At 60.3% G+C, this 17772-nt stretch carries 18 protein-coding genes; 16 read left to right on the forward strand and 2 right to left on the reverse strand.

The genetic code is table 11. From position 1 onward, the window contains the following. The first annotated feature begins 8 nt into the window (after positions 1-8). Genes flgA through fliP form a run of 6 tightly spaced genes read left to right on the forward strand, consistent with a single transcriptional unit; the run spans position 9 to position 4114 of the window. The gene (gene flgA, locus GA0061105_RS24655; RefSeq protein WP_092753504.1) at positions 9-491 is read left to right on the forward strand and encodes a flagellar basal body P-ring formation chaperone FlgA; all 483 of its coding nucleotides are present in this window, start codon (positions 9-11) and stop codon (positions 489-491) included. Next, complete coding sequence (locus tag GA0061105_RS24660; RefSeq protein WP_092753506.1) at positions 488-1609, forward strand: flagellar basal body P-ring protein FlgI; 1122 nt, start codon at positions 488-490, stop codon at positions 1607-1609. The genes flgA and GA0061105_RS24660 overlap by 4 nt, the downstream gene beginning before the upstream one ends. Then, a complete protein-coding gene (locus GA0061105_RS24665; RefSeq protein WP_092753508.1) occupies positions 1606-2148 on the forward strand; it encodes a MotE family protein in 543 nt (180 codons plus the stop codon). The genes GA0061105_RS24660 and GA0061105_RS24665 overlap by 4 nt, the downstream gene beginning before the upstream one ends. Further along, complete coding sequence (gene flgH / locus GA0061105_RS24670) at positions 2145-2861, forward strand: flagellar basal body L-ring protein FlgH (RefSeq protein WP_064681130.1); 717 nt, start codon at positions 2145-2147, stop codon at positions 2859-2861. Before GA0061105_RS24665 ends, flgH begins: the two co-directional genes overlap by 4 nt. Positions 2862-2873: 12 nt before the next feature. Further along, entirely contained in the window at positions 2874-3380 is a 507-nt protein-coding gene (locus GA0061105_RS24675; RefSeq protein WP_092753510.1) for a flagellar basal body-associated FliL family protein, read from the forward strand. Beyond that, positions 3377-4114: a flagellar type III secretion system pore protein FliP gene (fliP, locus tag GA0061105_RS24680; RefSeq protein WP_064693829.1), complete on the forward strand. Its 738-nt coding sequence runs from the start codon at positions 3377-3379 to the stop codon at positions 4112-4114. Before GA0061105_RS24675 ends, fliP begins: the two co-directional genes overlap by 4 nt. Before the next feature lie 59 nt (positions 4115-4173). On the opposite strand, the gene GA0061105_RS24685 is transcribed toward fliP, so the two are convergent. Then, positions 4174-4707, reverse strand: a complete 534-nt coding sequence (locus tag GA0061105_RS24685; protein WP_092753512.1) for an RBBP9/YdeN family alpha/beta hydrolase — start codon at positions 4705-4707, stop codon at positions 4174-4176. 104 nt (positions 4708-4811) lie between these two features. Here GA0061105_RS24685 and GA0061105_RS24690 point away from each other — a divergent pair, with 104 nt between their 5' ends. Beyond that, entirely contained in the window at positions 4812-5288 is a 477-nt protein-coding gene (locus tag GA0061105_RS24690; protein WP_092753514.1) for an Lrp/AsnC family transcriptional regulator, read from the forward strand. A 62-nt stretch (positions 5289-5350) separates the two neighbouring features. Here GA0061105_RS24690 and GA0061105_RS24695 read toward each other — a convergent pair whose 3' ends face one another. Then, positions 5351-7324 carry an O-linked N-acetylglucosamine transferase, SPINDLY family protein gene (locus GA0061105_RS24695; RefSeq protein WP_092753516.1) on the reverse strand — a complete coding sequence of 658 codons (1974 nt, stop codon included), beginning with the start codon at positions 7322-7324 and terminating at the stop codon, positions 5351-5353. Between the two features lie 413 nt (positions 7325-7737). Between GA0061105_RS24695 and GA0061105_RS24700 the strand changes: the two genes are divergently transcribed. The 9 genes from GA0061105_RS24700 to GA0061105_RS24740 all read left to right on the forward strand — a co-directional run bounded on the left by GA0061105_RS24700 (position 7738) and on the right by GA0061105_RS24740 (position 17641). Beyond that, complete coding sequence (locus tag GA0061105_RS24700) at positions 7738-8643, forward strand: flagellin N-terminal helical domain-containing protein (protein WP_064693832.1); 906 nt, start codon at positions 7738-7740, stop codon at positions 8641-8643. A gap of 281 nt (positions 8644-8924) precedes the next feature. Beyond that, positions 8925-9833, forward strand: a complete 909-nt coding sequence (locus tag GA0061105_RS24705) for a flagellin N-terminal helical domain-containing protein (protein WP_064693833.1) — start codon at positions 8925-8927, stop codon at positions 9831-9833. A gap of 245 nt (positions 9834-10078) precedes the next feature. Further along, a complete protein-coding gene (locus GA0061105_RS24710; protein WP_064693834.1) occupies positions 10079-10990 on the forward strand; it encodes a flagellin N-terminal helical domain-containing protein in 912 nt (303 codons plus the stop codon). 300 nt (positions 10991-11290) lie between these two features. Further along, positions 11291-12253, forward strand: coding sequence for a flagellin N-terminal helical domain-containing protein (locus GA0061105_RS24715; RefSeq protein WP_092753584.1), 963 nt, complete (start codon positions 11291-11293; stop codon positions 12251-12253). Positions 12254-12454: 201 nt separating this feature from the next. Then, a complete protein-coding gene (locus GA0061105_RS24720) occupies positions 12455-13084 on the forward strand; it encodes a hypothetical protein (RefSeq protein WP_064693835.1) in 630 nt (209 codons plus the stop codon). Next, positions 13081-14391: a MotB family protein gene (locus GA0061105_RS24725; protein WP_064693836.1), complete on the forward strand. Its 1311-nt coding sequence runs from the start codon at positions 13081-13083 to the stop codon at positions 14389-14391. The genes GA0061105_RS24720 and GA0061105_RS24725 overlap by 4 nt, the downstream gene beginning before the upstream one ends. A gap of 10 nt (positions 14392-14401) precedes the next feature. Next, positions 14402-15697 (forward strand): chemotaxis protein MotC, encoded by a 1296-nt coding sequence (gene motC / locus GA0061105_RS24730; RefSeq protein WP_092753518.1) that lies wholly within the window; start codon positions 14402-14404, stop codon positions 15695-15697. Then, complete coding sequence (gene fliK / locus GA0061105_RS24735) at positions 15694-17136, forward strand: flagellar hook-length control protein FliK (protein WP_092753520.1); 1443 nt, start codon at positions 15694-15696, stop codon at positions 17134-17136. The genes motC and fliK overlap by 4 nt, the downstream gene beginning before the upstream one ends. Beyond that, positions 17078-17641, forward strand: a complete 564-nt coding sequence (locus GA0061105_RS24740; RefSeq protein WP_064693839.1) for a lytic transglycosylase domain-containing protein — start codon at positions 17078-17080, stop codon at positions 17639-17641. The genes fliK and GA0061105_RS24740 overlap by 59 nt, the downstream gene beginning before the upstream one ends. The last annotated feature ends 131 nt before the right edge of the window (positions 17642-17772 follow it).

Raw genomic sequence — 17772 nt, forward strand, 5'->3', positions numbered from 1 at the left:
GCCGAAACATGATGTTTTGCCGGGCAGGACGCATCTCAGGTTTAGTGGCGGCGGCCACGATCGCACTCGCGGGCATGATTTTGCCCGCGGACGCGGATGCCGGCATGGGTTATGCCGTCGTCCCCACGACGATCATCTACCCCGGCGACACATTGTCGGGCAGCCAGCTTCAGGAGGTTGAGGTCACCAATCCCAACCTCGCCGGCGACTATGCCAAATCGATTTCGCAGGTCGAAGGCCTGGTTTCCAAGCGCACGCTGCTGCCGGGCCGCACGATTGCGGTCTCAGCCTTGCGCGAGCCCTATGCGGTGACGCGCGGCTCCTCGATCCGCCTGGTCTTCTCTCTCGGCGCAATGACGATCTCCGCTGCCGGCACGCCGCTCGAAGACGGCGCAACGGGCCAGCTCATCCGTGCACGTAATATGGATTCCGGCGTCATCGTCAGCGGCACGGTGCTTGCGGACGGCACGATCCATGTGAGGGCGAAATGAACTTGTTCTTCCGCTTCTTGAGCCTTGTCGCTGTTGTCGCCATCAGTTTGGCCGACGTCGCGCCCGCCTGGGCGCTGACCTCGCGTATCAAGGACATCGCCTCCCTTCAGGCCGGCCGCGACAACCAGCTGATCGGTTATGGCCTCATCGTCGGCCTGCAGGGCACCGGTGACGGTTTCCGGTCTTCGCCCTTCACCGAGCAGTCGATGCGGGCGATGCTGCAGAATCTCGGCATTTCGACGCAGGGCGGCCAATCCAGCGCCAAGAACACCGCGGCCGTCATGGTCACCGCCAACCTGCCGCCTTTCGCTAGTCCCGGCAGCCGTATCGACGTGACGGTGAGTTCGCTCGGCGACGCAACGTCGCTGCGCGGCGGCACGCTCGTCATGACCTCGCTGTCTGGCGCCGACGGCCAGATCTATGCCGTCGCGCAGGGCGCCGTCATCGTCTCCGGTTTTCAGGCGCAAGGTCAGGCGGCGACGGTGACCGAAGGCGTCACGACCGCCGGCCGCGTGCCCGGCGGCGCGATCATTGAACGCGAGCTGCCGTCGCATTTCAAGGATTCGGTCAATCTCGTCCTGCAGTTGCGCAATCCGGACTTCTCGACGGCGATCCGCATTGCCGACATCGTCAATGGCTATGCCTCGGCGCGCTTCGGCGGACCGGTCGCCGAAGCCAAGGATTCGCAGGAAGTGGTAATCCAGAAACCGCGCTCGGCCGATCTCACCCGGCTGATGGCCGATGTCGAGAATCTGATCGTTGAAACCGATACGCCGGCCAAGGTTGTTATCAACGAGCGCACCGGAACGATCGTCATCGGCTCAGACGTCCGCGTCTCGCCGGTCGCCGTCAGCTACGGCACTCTGACGGTACAAGTCACAGAGACGCCGCAGATCATTCAGCCAGAACCCTTCTCGCGCGGGCGGACCGCCGTCCAGCCGCAGACCGATATCGCAGCTGAACAGACCGGCGGACGCGTTGCCATTATCGACGGCCCCGATCTCAGGACCCTTGTCGCCGGCCTTAACAATATCGGTGTGAAACCGGATGGCATCATCGCCATTCTCCAGGGCATCAAGTCGGCGGGCGCCCTGCAGGCGGAGCTTGTGCTGCAATGATGAGGATCCTGAACCCTGACATGAGGGTCCTGCAACTGCTGCGCCGGCTGGCGCTGCCGGCAGCGGGCCTCGTCCTTCTGTCGATCCCCGGCGCCTTTGCACAGGAACATGCGTCAGCCGGCGACATCACGTCCCAGGACGAGATCAAGCAGTTCTGCACCAACATTGCCGATCCCGCCCGCGACCAGCGCTACCTCCTGCAGAAACAGGAGCTGGAGAGGCTTCGCGCCGACATCGACGCGCGCATGGCGGAGATGGACAAACGCAAGGCCGAATATCAGGACTGGCTGAAGCGGCGTGACGACTTCCTGAAGCAGGCGGAAGCCGGCCTCACCGAAATCTATAAGAAGATGAGGCCCGATGCGGCGGCGCTCCAGCTGCAGGATATGAACATCGAGGTGGCCTCGGCCGTCATCATGCGGCTCGGACCGCGTCAGTCGAGCCTCATCCTCAACGAGATGGACCCGCAAAAGGCCGCTGTCATCGCCGGCATCATCGCCAGTGCGTCCGATCCCAATACGTCGAAGGATCCTTCATGAACATGCGTTTCCCGGCCGCGATCGCTGCCCTAGCACTCCTTGCGGGCTGCCAGTCCCCGACGGCAGTCAGCGAGATCGGCCGTGCGCCCGCCATGAGCCCGATCGGCAGCGGCCTTGCCTATGGCCAGACGCCGCAGATGGCGCTCTATCCGAAGCAGCCGCGGGCCGTAGCGCAGGGCTATTCGCTGTGGAGCGATTCGCAGGCCGCGCTCTTCAAGGACGCGCGCGCTTTGAACGTCGGCGACATCCTAACCGTGGACATCCAGATCAACGACAAGGCCTCCTTCGACAACGAGACCAACCGCAGCCGCACGAATTCGAGCGGCATGAGCTGGGATGTCAACGCTCAGATCTTCGGCTGGACGCCTGAATCCAAGACCGATCTCACCTACGGTTCCGACACCAGCACCGACGGCAAGGGCAAGATCGAACGCACCGACAAGATTACGCTCCTGGTCGCGGCGGTCGTCACCGGTATTCTTGAAAACGGCAATCTCGTCATCTCGGGCTCGCAGGAAGTGCGGCTGAACCAGGAACTGCGCATTTTGAACGTCGCCGGTATCGTACGTCCGCAGGACGTCAACGCCGACAACCAGATCTCCTACGACAAGATCGCCGAAGCCCGCATCTCCTATGGCGGCCGGGGGCGCCTGATGGAAGTGCAGCAGCCTCCGCGCGGCCAGCAGGCCGTCGATCTTTTCTCGCCGCTTTGAGGCCGAACGACGATGGCAGACGCAGACTTAAGCGCAGGTCAACCGAAGAAGAAATCCGGCTCGCTGATGACGATCATCGGGGTCGTCGTCCTGACGCTGCTCGGCGCCGGCGGCGGCTGGGCGGTGGGCACGATCGTCGCGCCCAACGTCAAGGGCGCCAAGGAGGCCGAGCTCGCCAAGGAAGCAGAGGCCAAAAAGAAAGCGGAAGAAGGGCTGGCGCGCATCTCGACTGAAGAGAACAACGTCGTGCAGCTCGAACCGATCACTTCGAACCTCGCCTACCCCTCGGAAAACTGGGTCCGACTCGAAGTCGCGCTGCTGTTCAACGGGCCGCCGGATGTCAAGGTTTCCGAGGATATTCATCAGGATATCCTCGCTTATATCAGGACTGTTTCCCTTCAGCAGATCGAGGGGCCGCGGGGCTTTCAATATCTCAAGGATGACATACAGGAACGTGTTGACCTTCGCTCGCAAGGACGAGTATCGAAGGTCATGTTCAGGACCTTTGTCATCGAATGATTCGATTCATAGTTTTCCTTGCCGCCATGATGGCGGCACCGGAACTGGCGGTGGCCCAGCAGCTGCCGACTGACCTGTTGAACGTGCCGGTCGATGGCTCCGTCGCCGCCTGGATCATCCGCACCTTCGGCTTGCTGACCGTTCTTTCGGTCGCGCCGGGCATCCTGATCATGGTGACGAGCTTCCCGCGCTTCGTCATCGCCTTTTCGATCCTGCGCTCAGGAATGGGCCTCTCCTCGACGCCCTCCAACATGATCCTCCTGTCGCTGTCGCTGTTCATGACCTTCTATGTCATGTCACCGACCTTCGATCAGGCGTGGCAGAACGGCGTCCAGCCGTTGCTTGCCAACCAGGTGAACGAGACCGAGGCGGTCCAGCGTATTGCCGAACCCTTCCGCACCTTCATGGCGGCCAATACCCGCGACAAGGATCTGGCTCTCTTCGTCGATCTGGCGCGCGAACGCGGACAGAATATCCCGACGGCCGGTCCGATCGACTACCGCGTGCTGATCCCCGCCTTCATGATTTCCGAAATTCGCCGCGGCTTCGAGATCGGCTTTCTGGTCGTGCTGCCATTCCTCGTCATCGACCTTATCGTCGCAACCATTACCATGGCGATGGGCATGATGATGCTGCCGCCAACCTCGATCTCGCTGCCGTTCAAGATCCTCTTTTTCGTGCTGATCGACGGCTGGAACCTGCTCGTCGGCAGCCTGGTGCGCTCGTTCAGCTGACCGGCTGAGGCTCATGCCTTGGCCACAGGACTTCGGTTCCTCGATAGACCGGCTGTCTGCTATGCGCGGCTTACGAAATCCATCAGCAGTGCCAAACCTTCGGGCCAGTCACCCAGGTCGCTTTGGCCATTGATGTGGCCGGCAGCGCCGATGATTTTCAGCTCGCTACCCCATTGCTTTGCCCGCATTTCGACGTAGGGCAGCGAACTATAGGGATCATTGGTGCTTGCGACGATCAGCGATCGAAAGCCGAATTGCGTCTGCGGTACATGTGCGAAGCTTGCAGCGTCCGCAGGAAAACTCGAGGACAGAGGGTCTGGCACGGCGGCGAGGAACGCTCCCCGTATCGGCACGGAGGCAAGCTGGTACCAATGTGCGACAAGCAGGCAGGCGAGGCTGTGCGCCACGAGAACAGGTGGTGTTTTCGCTCTACGCACCGCCTGGTCTAACGCTTCGATCCAGTCGGACAGATCCGGCTGATCCCAGCTCGTCGGCGCAAAGCGGCGTATGGCTGGATTGGCATTTTCCCAAAGGCTCTGCCAGTGAGCGGTTCCGGAGTTGCCGATGCCCGGCAGATGAATGAATTCGGTCATATCTCGCCTCTTCTTCGCTAGGCCTGAAGTATGGCGGTTTACAGCTCCGAACCAAATTGGCATCTATCGGAAAAGTGCCGGGAAATCCGATAGATTGAAGGTTGATGGCAAAGCGCACCGATACCAGTCCGGATCTTGATCCAACCGACATCGCCATCATCGAGGTCTTGCAGGATGATGGACGCATGAGCGTCTCCGAGCTCGGGAGGAAGGTCGGCCTTTCTCAACCGGCCACGTCGGAGCGCCTCAAACGGCTTGAAGAACGCGGTGTGATCGAGGCGTATAGAGCCGTCATCGACCCGGCCGCGGTCGGGCTTGGCATGATGGCGATTATTCGCCTGCGCACTACGCACGAGCATATCAAGACATGCCTGAAGCAGTTTTCCGATATGCCGCAGATCATCGAGGTACTCAGGCTGACAGGAGAGGATTGTTTTCACCTGAAAGTCATTGTTCCGACACCCGCCGACCTTGAAAGCATCGTCGATGCCATTGCGCGCTATGGCTCGGTCACGACGGCCATCGTTCTGCGCAGAGAGCCGTCCAAGCGTATCGGGCGTGAACTGATAGCAAAGCGGTAGTTTGGCAAATACCCGCTGAGGCGAATAGCATCGCTTCGGCGGGCATTGCGTCTCGGAAAGGCTCACTCGACCGCGAACGGCGCCGTGCGTGGCGGCAGTGCCGCAATGTCCATGTGGTCGGGTGCGAGACCCTGCTTGGCACGCTCGGCCATAATTTCATAGGCCTGCTCCAGATGATGGCAGAAGCGTTCGGCATCGAAGAGCGGCGCGATATAACGCTTCTCCTTCAGATGCGCCTTGTACTCGGCGATCCGCCCCGGATTCTCAGCCAGTTCGACGGCAAGGTCCTCATAAGCCTGCAGGTCGGCTGCGACGAGATCAGCCAGGTCGATGGCCTTCAGCAGGCTCTCGCTGACGCGTGAAGCGAAGTTTGTGCCCTTGACGGTCAAGACAGGCAGACCGCCCCAAAGCTGTTCGGAGGTGGTCGTATGGCCGTTGACGGGGAAGGTGTCGATACCGAGGTCGGCCGCCTGCTGGCGGTCGATGTGCTCTTCATAGGGCGCGCGCGGGCAGAAAATGATCCGCTTGGGCGAAATGCCCGCGGCCTGGAACTGCTTCAAGAGGTTCGCCTGGTTGCGCGGCGTATTCGCCATCAGCCAGAGTACGCTGTTCTGTGCCCGCTTGAGAATCCGGCACCAGCTGTTGATCGTTTCCGGTGTGATTTTGCGGTTGCCGTTGAAGGAGGCGAAGATGAAAGCCTCTTCCGGCAGGCCGAGCTGCTGCCGCGTGACGGGACGCGGCTTCGGGCGGTGCGTCGGGTCGTTCGGCTGGTAACTCTCCGGAAGCCGGCAGAATTTCTCATGGTAGAAGGGCTTGGCCATGTCGGGCAGGACGAAATGGTCGCCGATGACATAGTCGAGATCGATGTTGACGGTGCTGCCGGGGAAGCCGAGCCACCCGACATGCACTGGTGCGAGCGGCAGATTGAAAGCTGTCGCTCGGCTGCCCGACGTATGGCCCTTCAGGTCGACCATGATGTCGATATTATGCACGCGTACGGTTTCGAGCACTGCCTGGTCGGAGAAACCGTGAATGTCGACAATCCTGCCCCAGCGGCTGCGCTCGGTGTCGTTGTGCTTCAGGTATTCGGGGCCTGTATGGCAGAACAGCGTCACCTCGAACCTGTCCTTATCGTGCAGTTCGAGAATGCGCTGCAGGAGCTTCATCGTCGCGTGGCGGTCCCAGAAGTCCGATGACATGTATCCGATCCGGATCTTGTCAGACCATGCGTGCGGCTGATTGCGGCGGAAGGCCACCCGTTCCTGGTTGAGCGGGGTGGTGCCGATCGTTGCATACCGGTTCAAATCCTCGTTGCCACACCAGTGCAGATGGTAGAACGGGTTGTCCTTGCTGAGGATATCGACATCTCCGTTTGCCAGCGCCTTATCGATCACGGCCTGATGCTTGGCCGCCTCTTCGAAATCGTTGAATTCACGGGCGAATACAAGGTGGAGAAAGCGGAACGCGTGATTGCCGGGAAAGCGCTTGAAGAGGTTGCGCGCAAGCGTCTGGTTGGTAGCGTCGTTGAGATCGTCGCTGAGCAGCAGTGCCGCCAGGCGCATGTGATCGGGGTTCATGCTTTCCGACAGCACCGTCTTGAACGGACGGATTATATCGCGCTGCTGGCGCTTCAGATAGATCGCGGTGATGATGAAGGCGAGTTCGGCATCTTCCTGCGCCTTGCTGAGGTTGCGCATGGCGATCAGCAGCGCTTCGTCCTCGTTGCCGGTCTCGTAATAGAGCTTGGCAGCTTGCTTCTGATATTCGTAGGCGTTGGGCCCATCGCAATTGCCGGCCAGACCATAGGCTTTCGCGGCATCGGCCTTGAAGCCGAGCTGCACGAGATTCTTGGCCAGCAGCGCATAGGTCTTGGCGTCCTGCTGGATATCCATCAGTTGGTTGAGCGTCGCCAAGGACTGTGTGTAGCGGCCCGCCTGGTAATCCTTGGATGCCGCAGAGAACGAAACTTTGCTGTTCAAAACCCAACTCCGTGAAGGAAATGTTCTGGCATGATTGTCATTCGCCGACGCGCGCACGCACCGCCATCCCCCGAAACGGGGGATCGATCCGATGATGCTATCCCGGCGCTTGCCACATTGGCATCCGAAGCTTGCTTGAAACCGGTGGGTTGATGAACGTCTGCTCCTAGGAATACCAGCCGTTTCCTGAGGCAAATCTTGCTGTTTGCGCCGAATTTTGAATCCGCGAGAGCATAATTCAACAGCCATTAACTATTCCACGTGAGCAGCTATTAACTATGCGATTCGAGGAGCGTCCGCGGGACCTGTATTTTTAAGAAGTTGGCAAGCATTGGCTGCGAGATTGCCCTGGACATGACGGGTTTGGGCCAAACAAGCGGGCGCCGAGTAGCATGAAGCTGGTCCGTCATCGCCGGTAATACAGTCCGGTATGTCCTCCTTTTTGTATCTAGTTTCCAGGGGACAGATTTATGACAAGCATTAACACGAATTCTTCCGCGCAGGCAGCTCTCCAGACGCTGCGCAGCGTCAACCAGGGCCTCAACCAGACGCAGAACCGCGTTTCCTCCGGTTACCGCGTTGAAAAGGCTTCCGACAACGCTGCCTACTGGTCGATCGCAACGACCATGCGTTCGGACAACAAGGCTCTGTCTGCCGTTTCCGACGCCCTCGGCGTAGGTGCCGCCAAGGTCGATACGGCTTACACCGCCATGGACAGCGCCATCGACGTCGTCACCGAGATCAAGGCCAAGCTGGTTGCTGCAACCGAAAGCGGCGTCGACAAGGCCAAGGTTCAGGAAGAAATCGGTCAGCTGCAGCAGCAGCTCCTGAGCATCGCTCAGTCGGCTTCATTCAACGGTGAAAACTGGGTTGCCGGCGCGACTGGCACGAAGAGCGTCGTATCGTCGTTCGTCCGCGACGGCTCCAACGCCGTTTCCGTCAAGACGACCGACTACGCTCTCTCCAGCACCTCCATGGGCAACGTTCTGTTTGGCATGAGCGGCGGCTCGGTTGAAACCTCCACTGGCATCCTCGGCACCTCGACGGGCGCGACCGGCTCGATCTACTCGATGAGCATCACCACCTTCACTGCCGGCCAGATCCAGACGGCTCTGACCAACGTTGAATCGGCTCTGAAGGCCATGACCAGCGCCGGCGCTGCTCTCGGCTCGCTTTCCAAGCGCATCGACCTCCAGGACGACTTCGTCAATGCTCTGAGCGACTCGATCGACTCCGGTGTCGGCCGCCTGGTCGACGCCAACATGGAAGAAGAGTCCTCCAGGCTCAGCGCCCTGCAGACCCAGCAGCAGCTGGCGATCCAGTCGCTGTCGATCGCGAACTCCTCTTCGCAGAACATCCTGTCGCTCTTCCGCTAAGAGCGGTCGGCACAAGGTTTCCAAAGTTTCGCGGCCGGGTGTTCCCGGCCGCGAAATGTTTTAAAATAAGGTTAATGACAATCCTCCTAAGTGTCAGATATTTTTACGAAATTTTCGCTTTCGATTTAGCCTTCCTTAACCATCTTCCTGTTTTCTAGGCCCATCGAAACGGCGAGTTAACCCTAACAAAAATGGTTAACAGGCATGATGCTGATCGCTGTGGGCCGGCCAAAATCCGGAATGTCCCTTTTTAAAATCTGCCAACAAGGGGCACGCAAACTATGACGAGCATCAACACCAATAACGCTGCAATGGCAGCCCTCCAGACTCTCCGCGGCATCAACCAGGGTCTCCAGGAAACCCAGGCCCATGTTTCGTCCGGCTATCGCGTCGGCAAGGCTTCCGACAACGCTGCTTACTGGTCGATCGCAACGACCATGCGTTCGGACAACAAGGCTCTCTCGGCTGTTTCCGACGCCCTCGGTCTCGGCGCCGCCAAGGTCGACACCGCTTACGCCGCCATGGACAGCGCCATCGACGTCGTCGGCAACATCAAGGCCAAGCTTGTTGCCGCAACTGAAAACGGCGTCGACAAGGCCAAGGTTCAGGAAGAAATCAGCCAGCTCCAGGCGCAGCTGCTCAGCATCGCTCAGTCGGCTTCCTTCTCCGGCGAAAACTGGGTTGCCGGCGCCAACGGCACCAAGAGCGTCGTCTCCACCTTCGTCCGCGACGGCTCCAACGCCGTTTCTGTCAAGATGACCGACTATGTACTCTCCAACACCTCCATGGGCAACGTTCTGTTCGGCATGAGCGGCGGCGCGGTTGAAACCTCCACCGGCATCCTCGGCACGTCGACGGGCGCGACCGGCTCGATCTACTCGATGAGCATCACCACCTTCACCCTCGGTCAGATTCAGACGGCTCTGACCAACGTCGAATCGGCTCTGAAGGCCATGACCAGCGCCGGCGCTGCTCTCGGCTCGATCTCCACCCGCATCGGCCTGCAGGAAGATTTCGTCAACGCTCTCAGCGACTCGATCGACTCCGGTGTCGGTCGCCTGGTCGACGCCAACATGGAAGAAGAGTCCTCCAAGCTCAGCGCCCTGCAGACCCAGCAGCAGCTGGCGATCCAGTCGCTGTCGATCGCGAACTCCTCTTCGCAGAACATCCTGTCGCTCTTCCGCGGCTAATAACCCGCAGAAAACATCGGTCCGCCGGCCCCGGCGACCCCAAAGATTGGAGCCGCGCTTCGCTGGAGCGCGGCTTTTTCATTCTCGTTAACTGTTGATTAACCATAATGCTGTTCTCTCAGGTCAACGAGACGGCGGGTTAACCAAATTTAAGAGCTGGTTAACAGGCATGAGGCTGGTCCCCGTTCCCGGTAGTTTTCCGGAATGTCCCTTTTTCCCAACTGCCGACGAGGGGCTAACATTTCATGACCAGCATTTTGACCAACGTCGCGGCAATGGCCGCTCTTCAGACACTCCGTGGGATCAACAACAGCCTCGAAGACACGCAGAACCGTGTATCATCGGGCTACCGTGTCGAAAAGGCGGCCGATAACGCCGCCTACTGGTCGATCGCAACGACCATGCGTTCGGACAACAAGGCACTTTCCGCCGTTTCCGACGCTCTCGGCCTTGGCGCCGCCAAGGTCGACACCGCCTATTCCGCCATGGACAGCGCCATCGATATCATCAGTGAGATCAAGGCTAAGATCGTCGCCGCGACCGAAAAGGGTGTCGACAAGACCAAGGTCCAGGAAGAAATCGGCCAGCTGCAGCAGCAGCTGCTCAGCATCGCCCAGTCTGCGTCCTTCTCTGGCGAAAACTGGGTTGCCGGCGCCAGCGGCACCAAGAGCGTCGTGTCGACCTTCGTCCGCGACGGCAACGGCAATGTCTCGGTCAAGACCACGGACTATGTCCTGGACACCACCTCCACGGGCAATGTCCTGTTCGGGATGACCTCGACCGGCACGATCGAGACGAGCTCCGGTATTATCGGCACATCATCCGGTACGATCGGCTCGATCTACTCGATGAACATCAGCACCTTCGGTTCGGTAGAAATTTCGATGGCCCTGACGTCCATCGAAGCCGGCCTGGAGGCCATGACCAAGGCTGCCTCGCAGCTCGGCTCGATTTCCACCCGCATCGAGCTGCAGGAAAACTTCGTTGGAGCACTCAGTGATTCCATTGACTCGGGCGTCGGCCGCCTCGTCGATGCCGACATGGAAGAGGAATCGAGCAAGCTGACGGCGTTGCAAACCCAGCAGCAGTTGGCGATCCAGTCGCTGTCGATCGCCAACTCCAGCGCGCAGAACATCCTTACGCTGTTCCGCAGCTAAATCAGTCGCTGAAGCTGGACTGAATCTTGCGCCGCCGTTCGGTCGCAAGGCGAAAACCTTCCGGACCGCGCCCGAAACGGCGCGGTTCTTGCTTTTACATCAATAGCTTGTCCCGCGGGAAGAACCGCTCGCCGCGCTGGCAGCGCCGCTCTTGCCGAATAAGTTGATATCGAGTTAACTTTGCCTCGAGTTGATTTGCTTTTTGCGACGGCCGGTGGAAATTTCGCCGGAGGCATGACGCCACTTCAGTCGCTGCCGGCAATCCGGCCTGCCCTTTCATCTTATTCCGAGACCCTGTCGATGACCGTTAAGATTACCAGCGCGGCCGCGGTGAATGCACTTGCTGTGCTGCGCAGCATCAACAAAGAAGCCAGTCAGACCCAGCAGCAAGTTTCTTCGGGATACCGGATTGAGACGGCGGCAGACGATGCCTCCTACTGGTCGGTCGCCACCGTCATGCGCTCGGACAGCACCAATCTCGGCACGATCGGCGATGCGCTCGGTCTCGGCGCTGCCAAGGTGGATGCGACCTACACGGCAATGAATTCGGCAATCGATCTCATCGGCGAAATTCGCGCCAAGCTGGTCTCCGCAAGAGAGCCGGGCGCCGACAAGGACAAGATCAACGCCGAGATCAGCGAATATAAGGAGCAGCTGCAGACTGTCGTCGAATCGACGTCGTTTGCAGGGGAAAACTGGTTGCTGAACAGTGACAAGGCCGCGCCGCCGACATGGTCGGTCATCTCCGGCTTCGTTCGCGCCTCGACCGGCGAATACCAGGCTCAGAGCATCGACTTCCCGTCGTCGCAGACCATCCTGATCGACAAGAACAATGCGAGCGGCGGCCTGTTCACCAAGGCGGTTGATGCCCAGGCGATCAACAACAGCGGCGTGGGACCGCGAAACTACTATCTCCTGGAGGCCGGTTCGGCCACGCCGGCGACGGGCACGGAAGTCGCGATCGGTAAGAACACCACCGACGCGCAGCTCGTGGACATGCTCGATGTGACCGATTCCCTGCTTTCCTCCTTGACGACGACGGCCGCCTCCATCGGCGTGATGAAGACGCGTATCGAGGATCAGATCGACTACACCGCCGATCTGTCCGACTCGATCGACAAGAGCGTCGGCGCGCTCGTCGATACCGACATGGACGAAGCTTCCATCCGCCAGAAGGCGATCGAAACCCAGAAGCAGATGGCCGTCGAAGCGATCTCGATCCTCAACACGGCAGCAAGCAAGATCCTCATTCTGCTGGAATAGAGCTGGGCGCGATCATCGATGGCGGCGGCGCCATTCATCTTCGCGCAAGTTTGACTTCCTAGGTTCCGGCATGAAGGCATCGTCCGAAATCATGCCGGCGCAAGGTCAAGCCCTTGTTCGCTGCGAAGGACATGTCGCGCGCAAGGTCATTTTGAACGGGGGCGGGCATGCCGCGCGTCTCCCGGATGCTGGATGGTTTCAATGAGCATTTCGCTTTCTCGGTACTTGAAGGATTTCGGCGAACCGAAACCGTCAGCGCCGATCATCGACATCGACGATTTCGCCGGAGATGCTTTTCCGGAGACGCCGAGCGAACCGCCGGTCGACGTCGAGGCGGAGCGCCGCGATGCCTATGCGCAAGGCCATGCCGCGGCGACTGCTGATTTGACCGAGAAATACGAAAGCGAGGCGCGTGTTCTGGCCGAGATCCATGCGCGCGAGCTCGAAGAACTGAAGCTTCGCTATGAAGTCGAGGCGGCGGCGGTCATTGCATCGCGCGTGCGCGATATCGCCGAAGAGGTCGCCCAGCTGGTCAGCGCCGGTGCGGCCATGGCCATTGCGCCCGTCATGACGGAAGCGCTTGCGGCCAAAGCTGCCGAAAGTCTCGCCGCTTTGCTGCGCGACGCGATCCTCGAAGGCTTGGCCGGGCCGATCGTCGTCAGGGGGCCGACCAGCCTCTTCGACATATTAAAGGCCGAGCTCGGCGAACATGCCGCGGCGGTTCGCCATATCGAGGCCGACGATATCGATCTTGCCGTCGAAATCGGTGAATCCGTCATCGTGACCCGTATGTCCGCCTGGGCGGCCAGCTTGAAGAAAGTTCTCGAATGAGCGAAGGCGAAAACCATCACCACGGCAGGAACGAGATCATTATCGTCAAGCGGCACGGCGGCGGTGATCACGACGGTGCCCATGGCGGTGCATGGAAAATTGCCTATGCCGACTTCATGACGGCGATGATGGCATTCTTCCTGGTCATGTGGCTGGTCAACGCCGCCAACGAAGAGACCAAGGCTGCGGTCGCGACCTATTTCAATCCGATCAAGCTTTCCGACGAGAAGCCGACTGAGAGAGGCCTGAAGAAGCCTGTCGACGATGCCGAGGGCGAGGAGAAGAACGAAAAGTCGAAACAGAAGGAAGAAAATCCGACCGAGGGCAAGTCCGCCGCGGACGGTGACGACCAGACATCGACTTCAGGCGACCAGACCAATTATTCCGAAGCCGATTTCTTCGAGAATCCCTATTCGGTTCTCGCCGAGATCGCGCAGGAGGTCGGCCAGCAGGCCAATGTCAGCGCCAAGGGCGATGGCGGCGCGGCCGATTCCGGCCCTGCCACCGGCGCCGATGGCGGCGAAGCCTATCGCGATCCCTTCGATCCGGATTTCTGGACGAAGCAGGTCGAGGTGACAACGGCTGGAAAAACCCTGCCGCCCGGCAAGAGTGAAGAGCAGGCGGCCGAGAGCGAGACGACGGAGGTCGCCAAGGCAGAAGATATGAAGCCGGCGCCTTTGGCGACCGATCAAAAGCCCGCCAAGGACGCCAAGCAAACCGAGGGCGTCGAGGCCAAGGACGGCAAGGTGACAGAGGGCAAGGCGCCTGATGAGAAGCAGGCGGAGGCTGACAAGAACGCCGATCGTCCGAAGGATGCCGACAAGAGCGCGGCTGAGGCCGAGCAGCAGAAGAAGGAAGCAGAACAGCTTCAGGCGCAGATCGCCCAACAGATCGGCGGCGTTGCCGGCAAGCTTGCCGAAGGCCTGACCGTGACGACATCCGAAGGCGGCCTGCTGGTCAGCATCTCCGACCAGAACGACGATTCGATGTTCAATATCGGTTCGGCTGTTCCACGCCAGGAGATGGTGCTCGCCATGGAAAGGATCGGTGCGATCCTGAAGGAAAGGGGCGGCGCGGTCGCCATCCGCGGCCATACGGACGGGCGCCAATACAAGGGCGCGCAGAACGAGAACTGGCGGCTTTCGATGGACCGCGCCCAGAGCGCCTACTACATGCTCGTGCGCGGCGGGCTGGAGGAGACGCGGATATCGCAGGTCTCCGGCTTCGCTGATCGCCGGCTGAAGCTCCCCGCTGACCCGTTCAACGCGGCCAACCGTCGGATCGAGATCCTGGTGCAGGCGGAATAGGGATAGTCGGATGGCGCGTCGGCAGCATCGCTACTTCGGATTTTTGGCCCTCGGCCTGGCGATGTTTTCGCCTGCCGCAGCCGATGCGCAGGATCCCGACGATCTTGCGCCGTACAAGATGCTGCGATCGCTGCAGTTCGTGCAGGATTCCGTCGTCGCCGGCGATCATTCGGCCGGCGAGATGCAGCGCTTCATGCTGGGCACCATCGACGAGCGGCTGCGCACGGCCGATACGCAGATCTTCGATGACGACCGCAATGTCGATGCGGCGCTGATCTATACGATGAGCGGCGGCAATCCGCAGACGCTCGAATATCTGATCGCCCATGACGTCAACGGCTATTTCGACAACCGCGTTACCGATGTGCTGCGCAAATATCTGAGCGGCAAGGGACTGCTCGTCGCCAAGACGCTGGAGGAAACCGCCAGGGAGTATCGCGACAAGAAGATCGGCCCCTACCTGGCGCTGATCGGCGGCAATGTGCTCATTGCGACGAAACCGGCAGACGCGCTTGGCCTCTACGACGAGGCCCGTCTTGCTGCGCCTGGCACGATCGTCGAGGAGGCGGCGTTGCGCCGTTCTCTCGCCATCTGCGTCGATAAGGGAATGCTCGACAAGGGGCTCGCCTATTCGCAGCGTTATGTCAGACGCTTCCTGCATTCGCCCTATGCCAGCCAGTTCGCCGATCTTTTCGTCAAGCTCGTCGTCGCTCATGATCACGACGTGACACCGCAGAGTGTCGTCGATATCCTGTCCTTCATGGATGCCCCCCGCCAGCGCGAGGTCTATCTGCGCATCGCCCGCGCTGCCGCAATATCGGGCAAGTCCGACCTGACGCGCATGGCGGTCGAACGGGTGCAACTGCTTGGCGCGGGCACCGACAATGCCTTCGGCCCGCTCGCGAATTTTTATGGCGGCATGGCCGGCCTTCCCACTGAGGATATCGACCAGGCGGCGAAGAATGTCAGCGGCATCGACGGCAACAGGCTTTCGCCGCGGGATCAGGCGCTGCAGGCGGCGGCGCGATCCGTTGCCGAGCAGATCCTGCGCGCGCCGGATCCGGCAAGCTTGACGCAAGCATCCGATCCTAACACTTCGCATCAAGAAATCACTTCTGAAAAGGCTGCGGCGATAGCCACGCAACCGGGGACGCGAGACGCGCTTCCCCAGCCTGTTCCGGGAGGTGTGGCATCGACTGGCCAGAGCCAGGATACCGACTCCTCATTCAACGCATTTGTGACGACCAGCCGATCCAAGCTCGACGAGATCGATGGTCTTCTGGCGCAGGAAGGCAACGAACAATGATGGATTTGAGCGTCTCGGGCGGAGCCTCTGGTGCGGAAGCGACTGCGGCCGCGAAATCCGCGAAAGCTGGAAAAGGCGATGCCGCCGGTCAGAAGGGCGACTTCTCCGATGTGCTTGCCACGGCACGCGGCAGCGCTGGCAACGACGCGCCCGACAATGTACAGCCGAATGAGGGCATCGTCGATGGCGATGCTGGCAAGGCTGCGCTGACGATCCGCAGCCGCAGCGGTGCCAAACCGTTGATCGATCTTGGTGACGCGGCGCTGAAGGCACAGACCGACGCACAGCCGGAAACGACTGCCAATGTCGGAAAGGCCGTCGCAAAGCAGGCAAAGGATCGGCTCAAACTGCCGGCGGACCTCGGCAAACTCGATGCTGAGGATCAGTCCGCCGGCGAAGCCGCGCAGGCGGCCAAGGGCGTCAAGCACATCAAGACAGAGATCTCGGGAACGGACGCGGAAAGGGACAGCGAGGCCGATGACGGCGGCATTTCCGATGTGCTCGGCCTGCTGAAGCAGGAGCCCGCCGAGGGGACGGTCGCTCTGCCGGCCGTGGCAGCCGCGCATCAAGCCTCTGGAAAGACCGGCGAGGCTGGATCTGTCGACGAGAAGACCGGTGCTATTGACGCCAAAACGGGTGGCCACGCATCCGACGCCCTGGCGGCCGTTAGCGGCAATCTTGAAAGCGTCAAGGCTGATGACATCAGGGTGCCCGGCGCGGAGAACCCCGAATCCACTGACGGCAGGACGTTCCGGATCAGCCGCGCCGATGGCCGCGGCGTGTCGATGGATGTTCAGATTGGCGCGGAACAGGCCGGGCCGAAGGACGGCTCTAGGAAGACCGATGTCGAAAACGTCTCGGTCCTCGAATCGCGTCGCTATATAGGCCTGGCGCAGAATACCAATTCCGCCGCCGTCACCGCCGCTCTCTCCGGCGATTCCGAATGGGCGCGCGCCATGCAACCGAGTTCGGCGCTTTCCAATGCGGCGGAATGGACAAACACCGGCAAGGTGGTCAATACGCTGAAAATCCAGATGAACCCGATCGATCTTGGTCTGGTGACGGCGACCATGCGCCTGGCCGGCGACGCCCTCAACGTCGACCTCAAAGTCGAAACCGGCGCAGCCTATCGGCAGCTGAAGGAAGACCACGGCAAGATTCTCGAAGCGCTGCGCAGCCAGGGCTATGCGGTCGACAACGTCACCATCAGCATGGCGCCCGTCGAGCGCGCCGACGCTGGCAACCAGGCGGGCAACCAGGGGCAGGCCTCCCAGCAGCAGTCGCTTCCACAGCAGGGGCAGGGCGGCGAGGCGCGCGAGCGCTATATTCAGACGGCGCAGCGGACGGGCGGAGGCTTCAATGGCGCAGGTGAGATCGGTATTGAAGACGCTCGCGCTGGCGGCGCTGTCGGCAGCCGCGCTGGCGGTGTTTACCTCTGAGGCGGCCGCTTCCACCGGCGCCTGCGAACGTGAAATCCGGTCGGCTGCCGCCAAATATGGTATCCCGGAAGGCATCCTCTATTCGGTCGGCCTTACGGAAACCGGCCGTAAGGGTTCACTCTACCCCTATGCCATGAACGTCGAAGGCAAGGCGTTTTTTCCACCCTCGGAAGAGGACGCGATGCGGCAGTTCGATGTCGCCCGTAGAAGCGGAGCAAAGCTCATCGACATCGGATGTATGCAGATCAATCACTATTACCACAGCGAGAATTTCGCCTCCGCCGAGGATATGTTCGATCCGCATCGCAACGTCGAATACGCGGCGAAGTTTCTCCGCAACCTTCATGACCGCCATGAGACGTGGACGATGGCGGTAGCCAGATACCATGCAGGCCCGAATAACGATCCCGCGCAGAAGCAATATGTCTGTCGCGTCATCGCCAATTTGGTGGCCACCGGCTACGGCAAATGGACTCCCAATGCGAGTAACTTTTGCCAAAATTAATTCAACCAAAAATAGAATCGCCGAATTATGACGAAACTGTGCCGTAATGTGGCAGGAATCCGGCGCGAAATTGGTGCGCAAGTCACATTTAACTGCTCGTTAACTTTTCCACGAAACTTTTGTGTGGATAT

Source organism: Rhizobium aethiopicum (assembly GCF_900094625.1).
GTDB lineage: Bacteria > Pseudomonadota > Alphaproteobacteria > Rhizobiales > Rhizobiaceae > Rhizobium > Rhizobium aethiopicum.

Bases quoted from the DNA above. Each gene is read 5' to 3' on its own strand.
- fliP (WP_064693829.1), top strand. From the start codon at position 3,377: ATGATTCGATTCATAGTTTTCCTTGCCGCCATGATGGCGGCACCGGAA.
- GA0061105_RS24665 (WP_092753508.1), top strand. From the start codon at position 1,606: ATGATGAGGATCCTGAACCCTGACATGAGGGTCCTGCAACTGCTGCGC.
- flgA (WP_092753504.1), top strand. From the start codon at position 9: ATGATGTTTTGCCGGGCAGGACGCATCTCAGGTTTAGTGGCGGCGGCC.
- motC (WP_092753518.1), top strand. From the start codon at position 14,402: ATGGCGCGTCGGCAGCATCGCTACTTCGGATTTTTGGCCCTCGGCCTG.
- GA0061105_RS24660 (WP_092753506.1), top strand. From the start codon at position 488: ATGAACTTGTTCTTCCGCTTCTTGAGCCTTGTCGCTGTTGTCGCCATC.
- GA0061105_RS24675 (WP_092753510.1), top strand. From the start codon at position 2,874: ATGGCAGACGCAGACTTAAGCGCAGGTCAACCGAAGAAGAAATCCGGC.
- GA0061105_RS24700 (WP_064693832.1), top strand. From the start codon at position 7,738: ATGACAAGCATTAACACGAATTCTTCCGCGCAGGCAGCTCTCCAGACG.
- GA0061105_RS24690 (WP_092753514.1), top strand. From the start codon at position 4,812: ATGGCAAAGCGCACCGATACCAGTCCGGATCTTGATCCAACCGACATC.
- GA0061105_RS24710 (WP_064693834.1), top strand. From the start codon at position 10,079: ATGACCAGCATTTTGACCAACGTCGCGGCAATGGCCGCTCTTCAGACA.
- GA0061105_RS24715 (WP_092753584.1), top strand. From the start codon at position 11,291: ATGACCGTTAAGATTACCAGCGCGGCCGCGGTGAATGCACTTGCTGTG.
- GA0061105_RS24685 (WP_092753512.1), bottom strand. From the start codon at position 4,707: ATGACCGAATTCATTCATCTGCCGGGCATCGGCAACTCCGGAACCGCT.
- flgH (WP_064681130.1), top strand. From the start codon at position 2,145: ATGAACATGCGTTTCCCGGCCGCGATCGCTGCCCTAGCACTCCTTGCG.
- GA0061105_RS24720 (WP_064693835.1), top strand. From the start codon at position 12,455: ATGAGCATTTCGCTTTCTCGGTACTTGAAGGATTTCGGCGAACCGAAA.
- GA0061105_RS24725 (WP_064693836.1), top strand. From the start codon at position 13,081: ATGAGCGAAGGCGAAAACCATCACCACGGCAGGAACGAGATCATTATC.
- fliK (WP_092753520.1), top strand. From the start codon at position 15,694: ATGATGGATTTGAGCGTCTCGGGCGGAGCCTCTGGTGCGGAAGCGACT.
- GA0061105_RS24705 (WP_064693833.1), top strand. From the start codon at position 8,925: ATGACGAGCATCAACACCAATAACGCTGCAATGGCAGCCCTCCAGACT.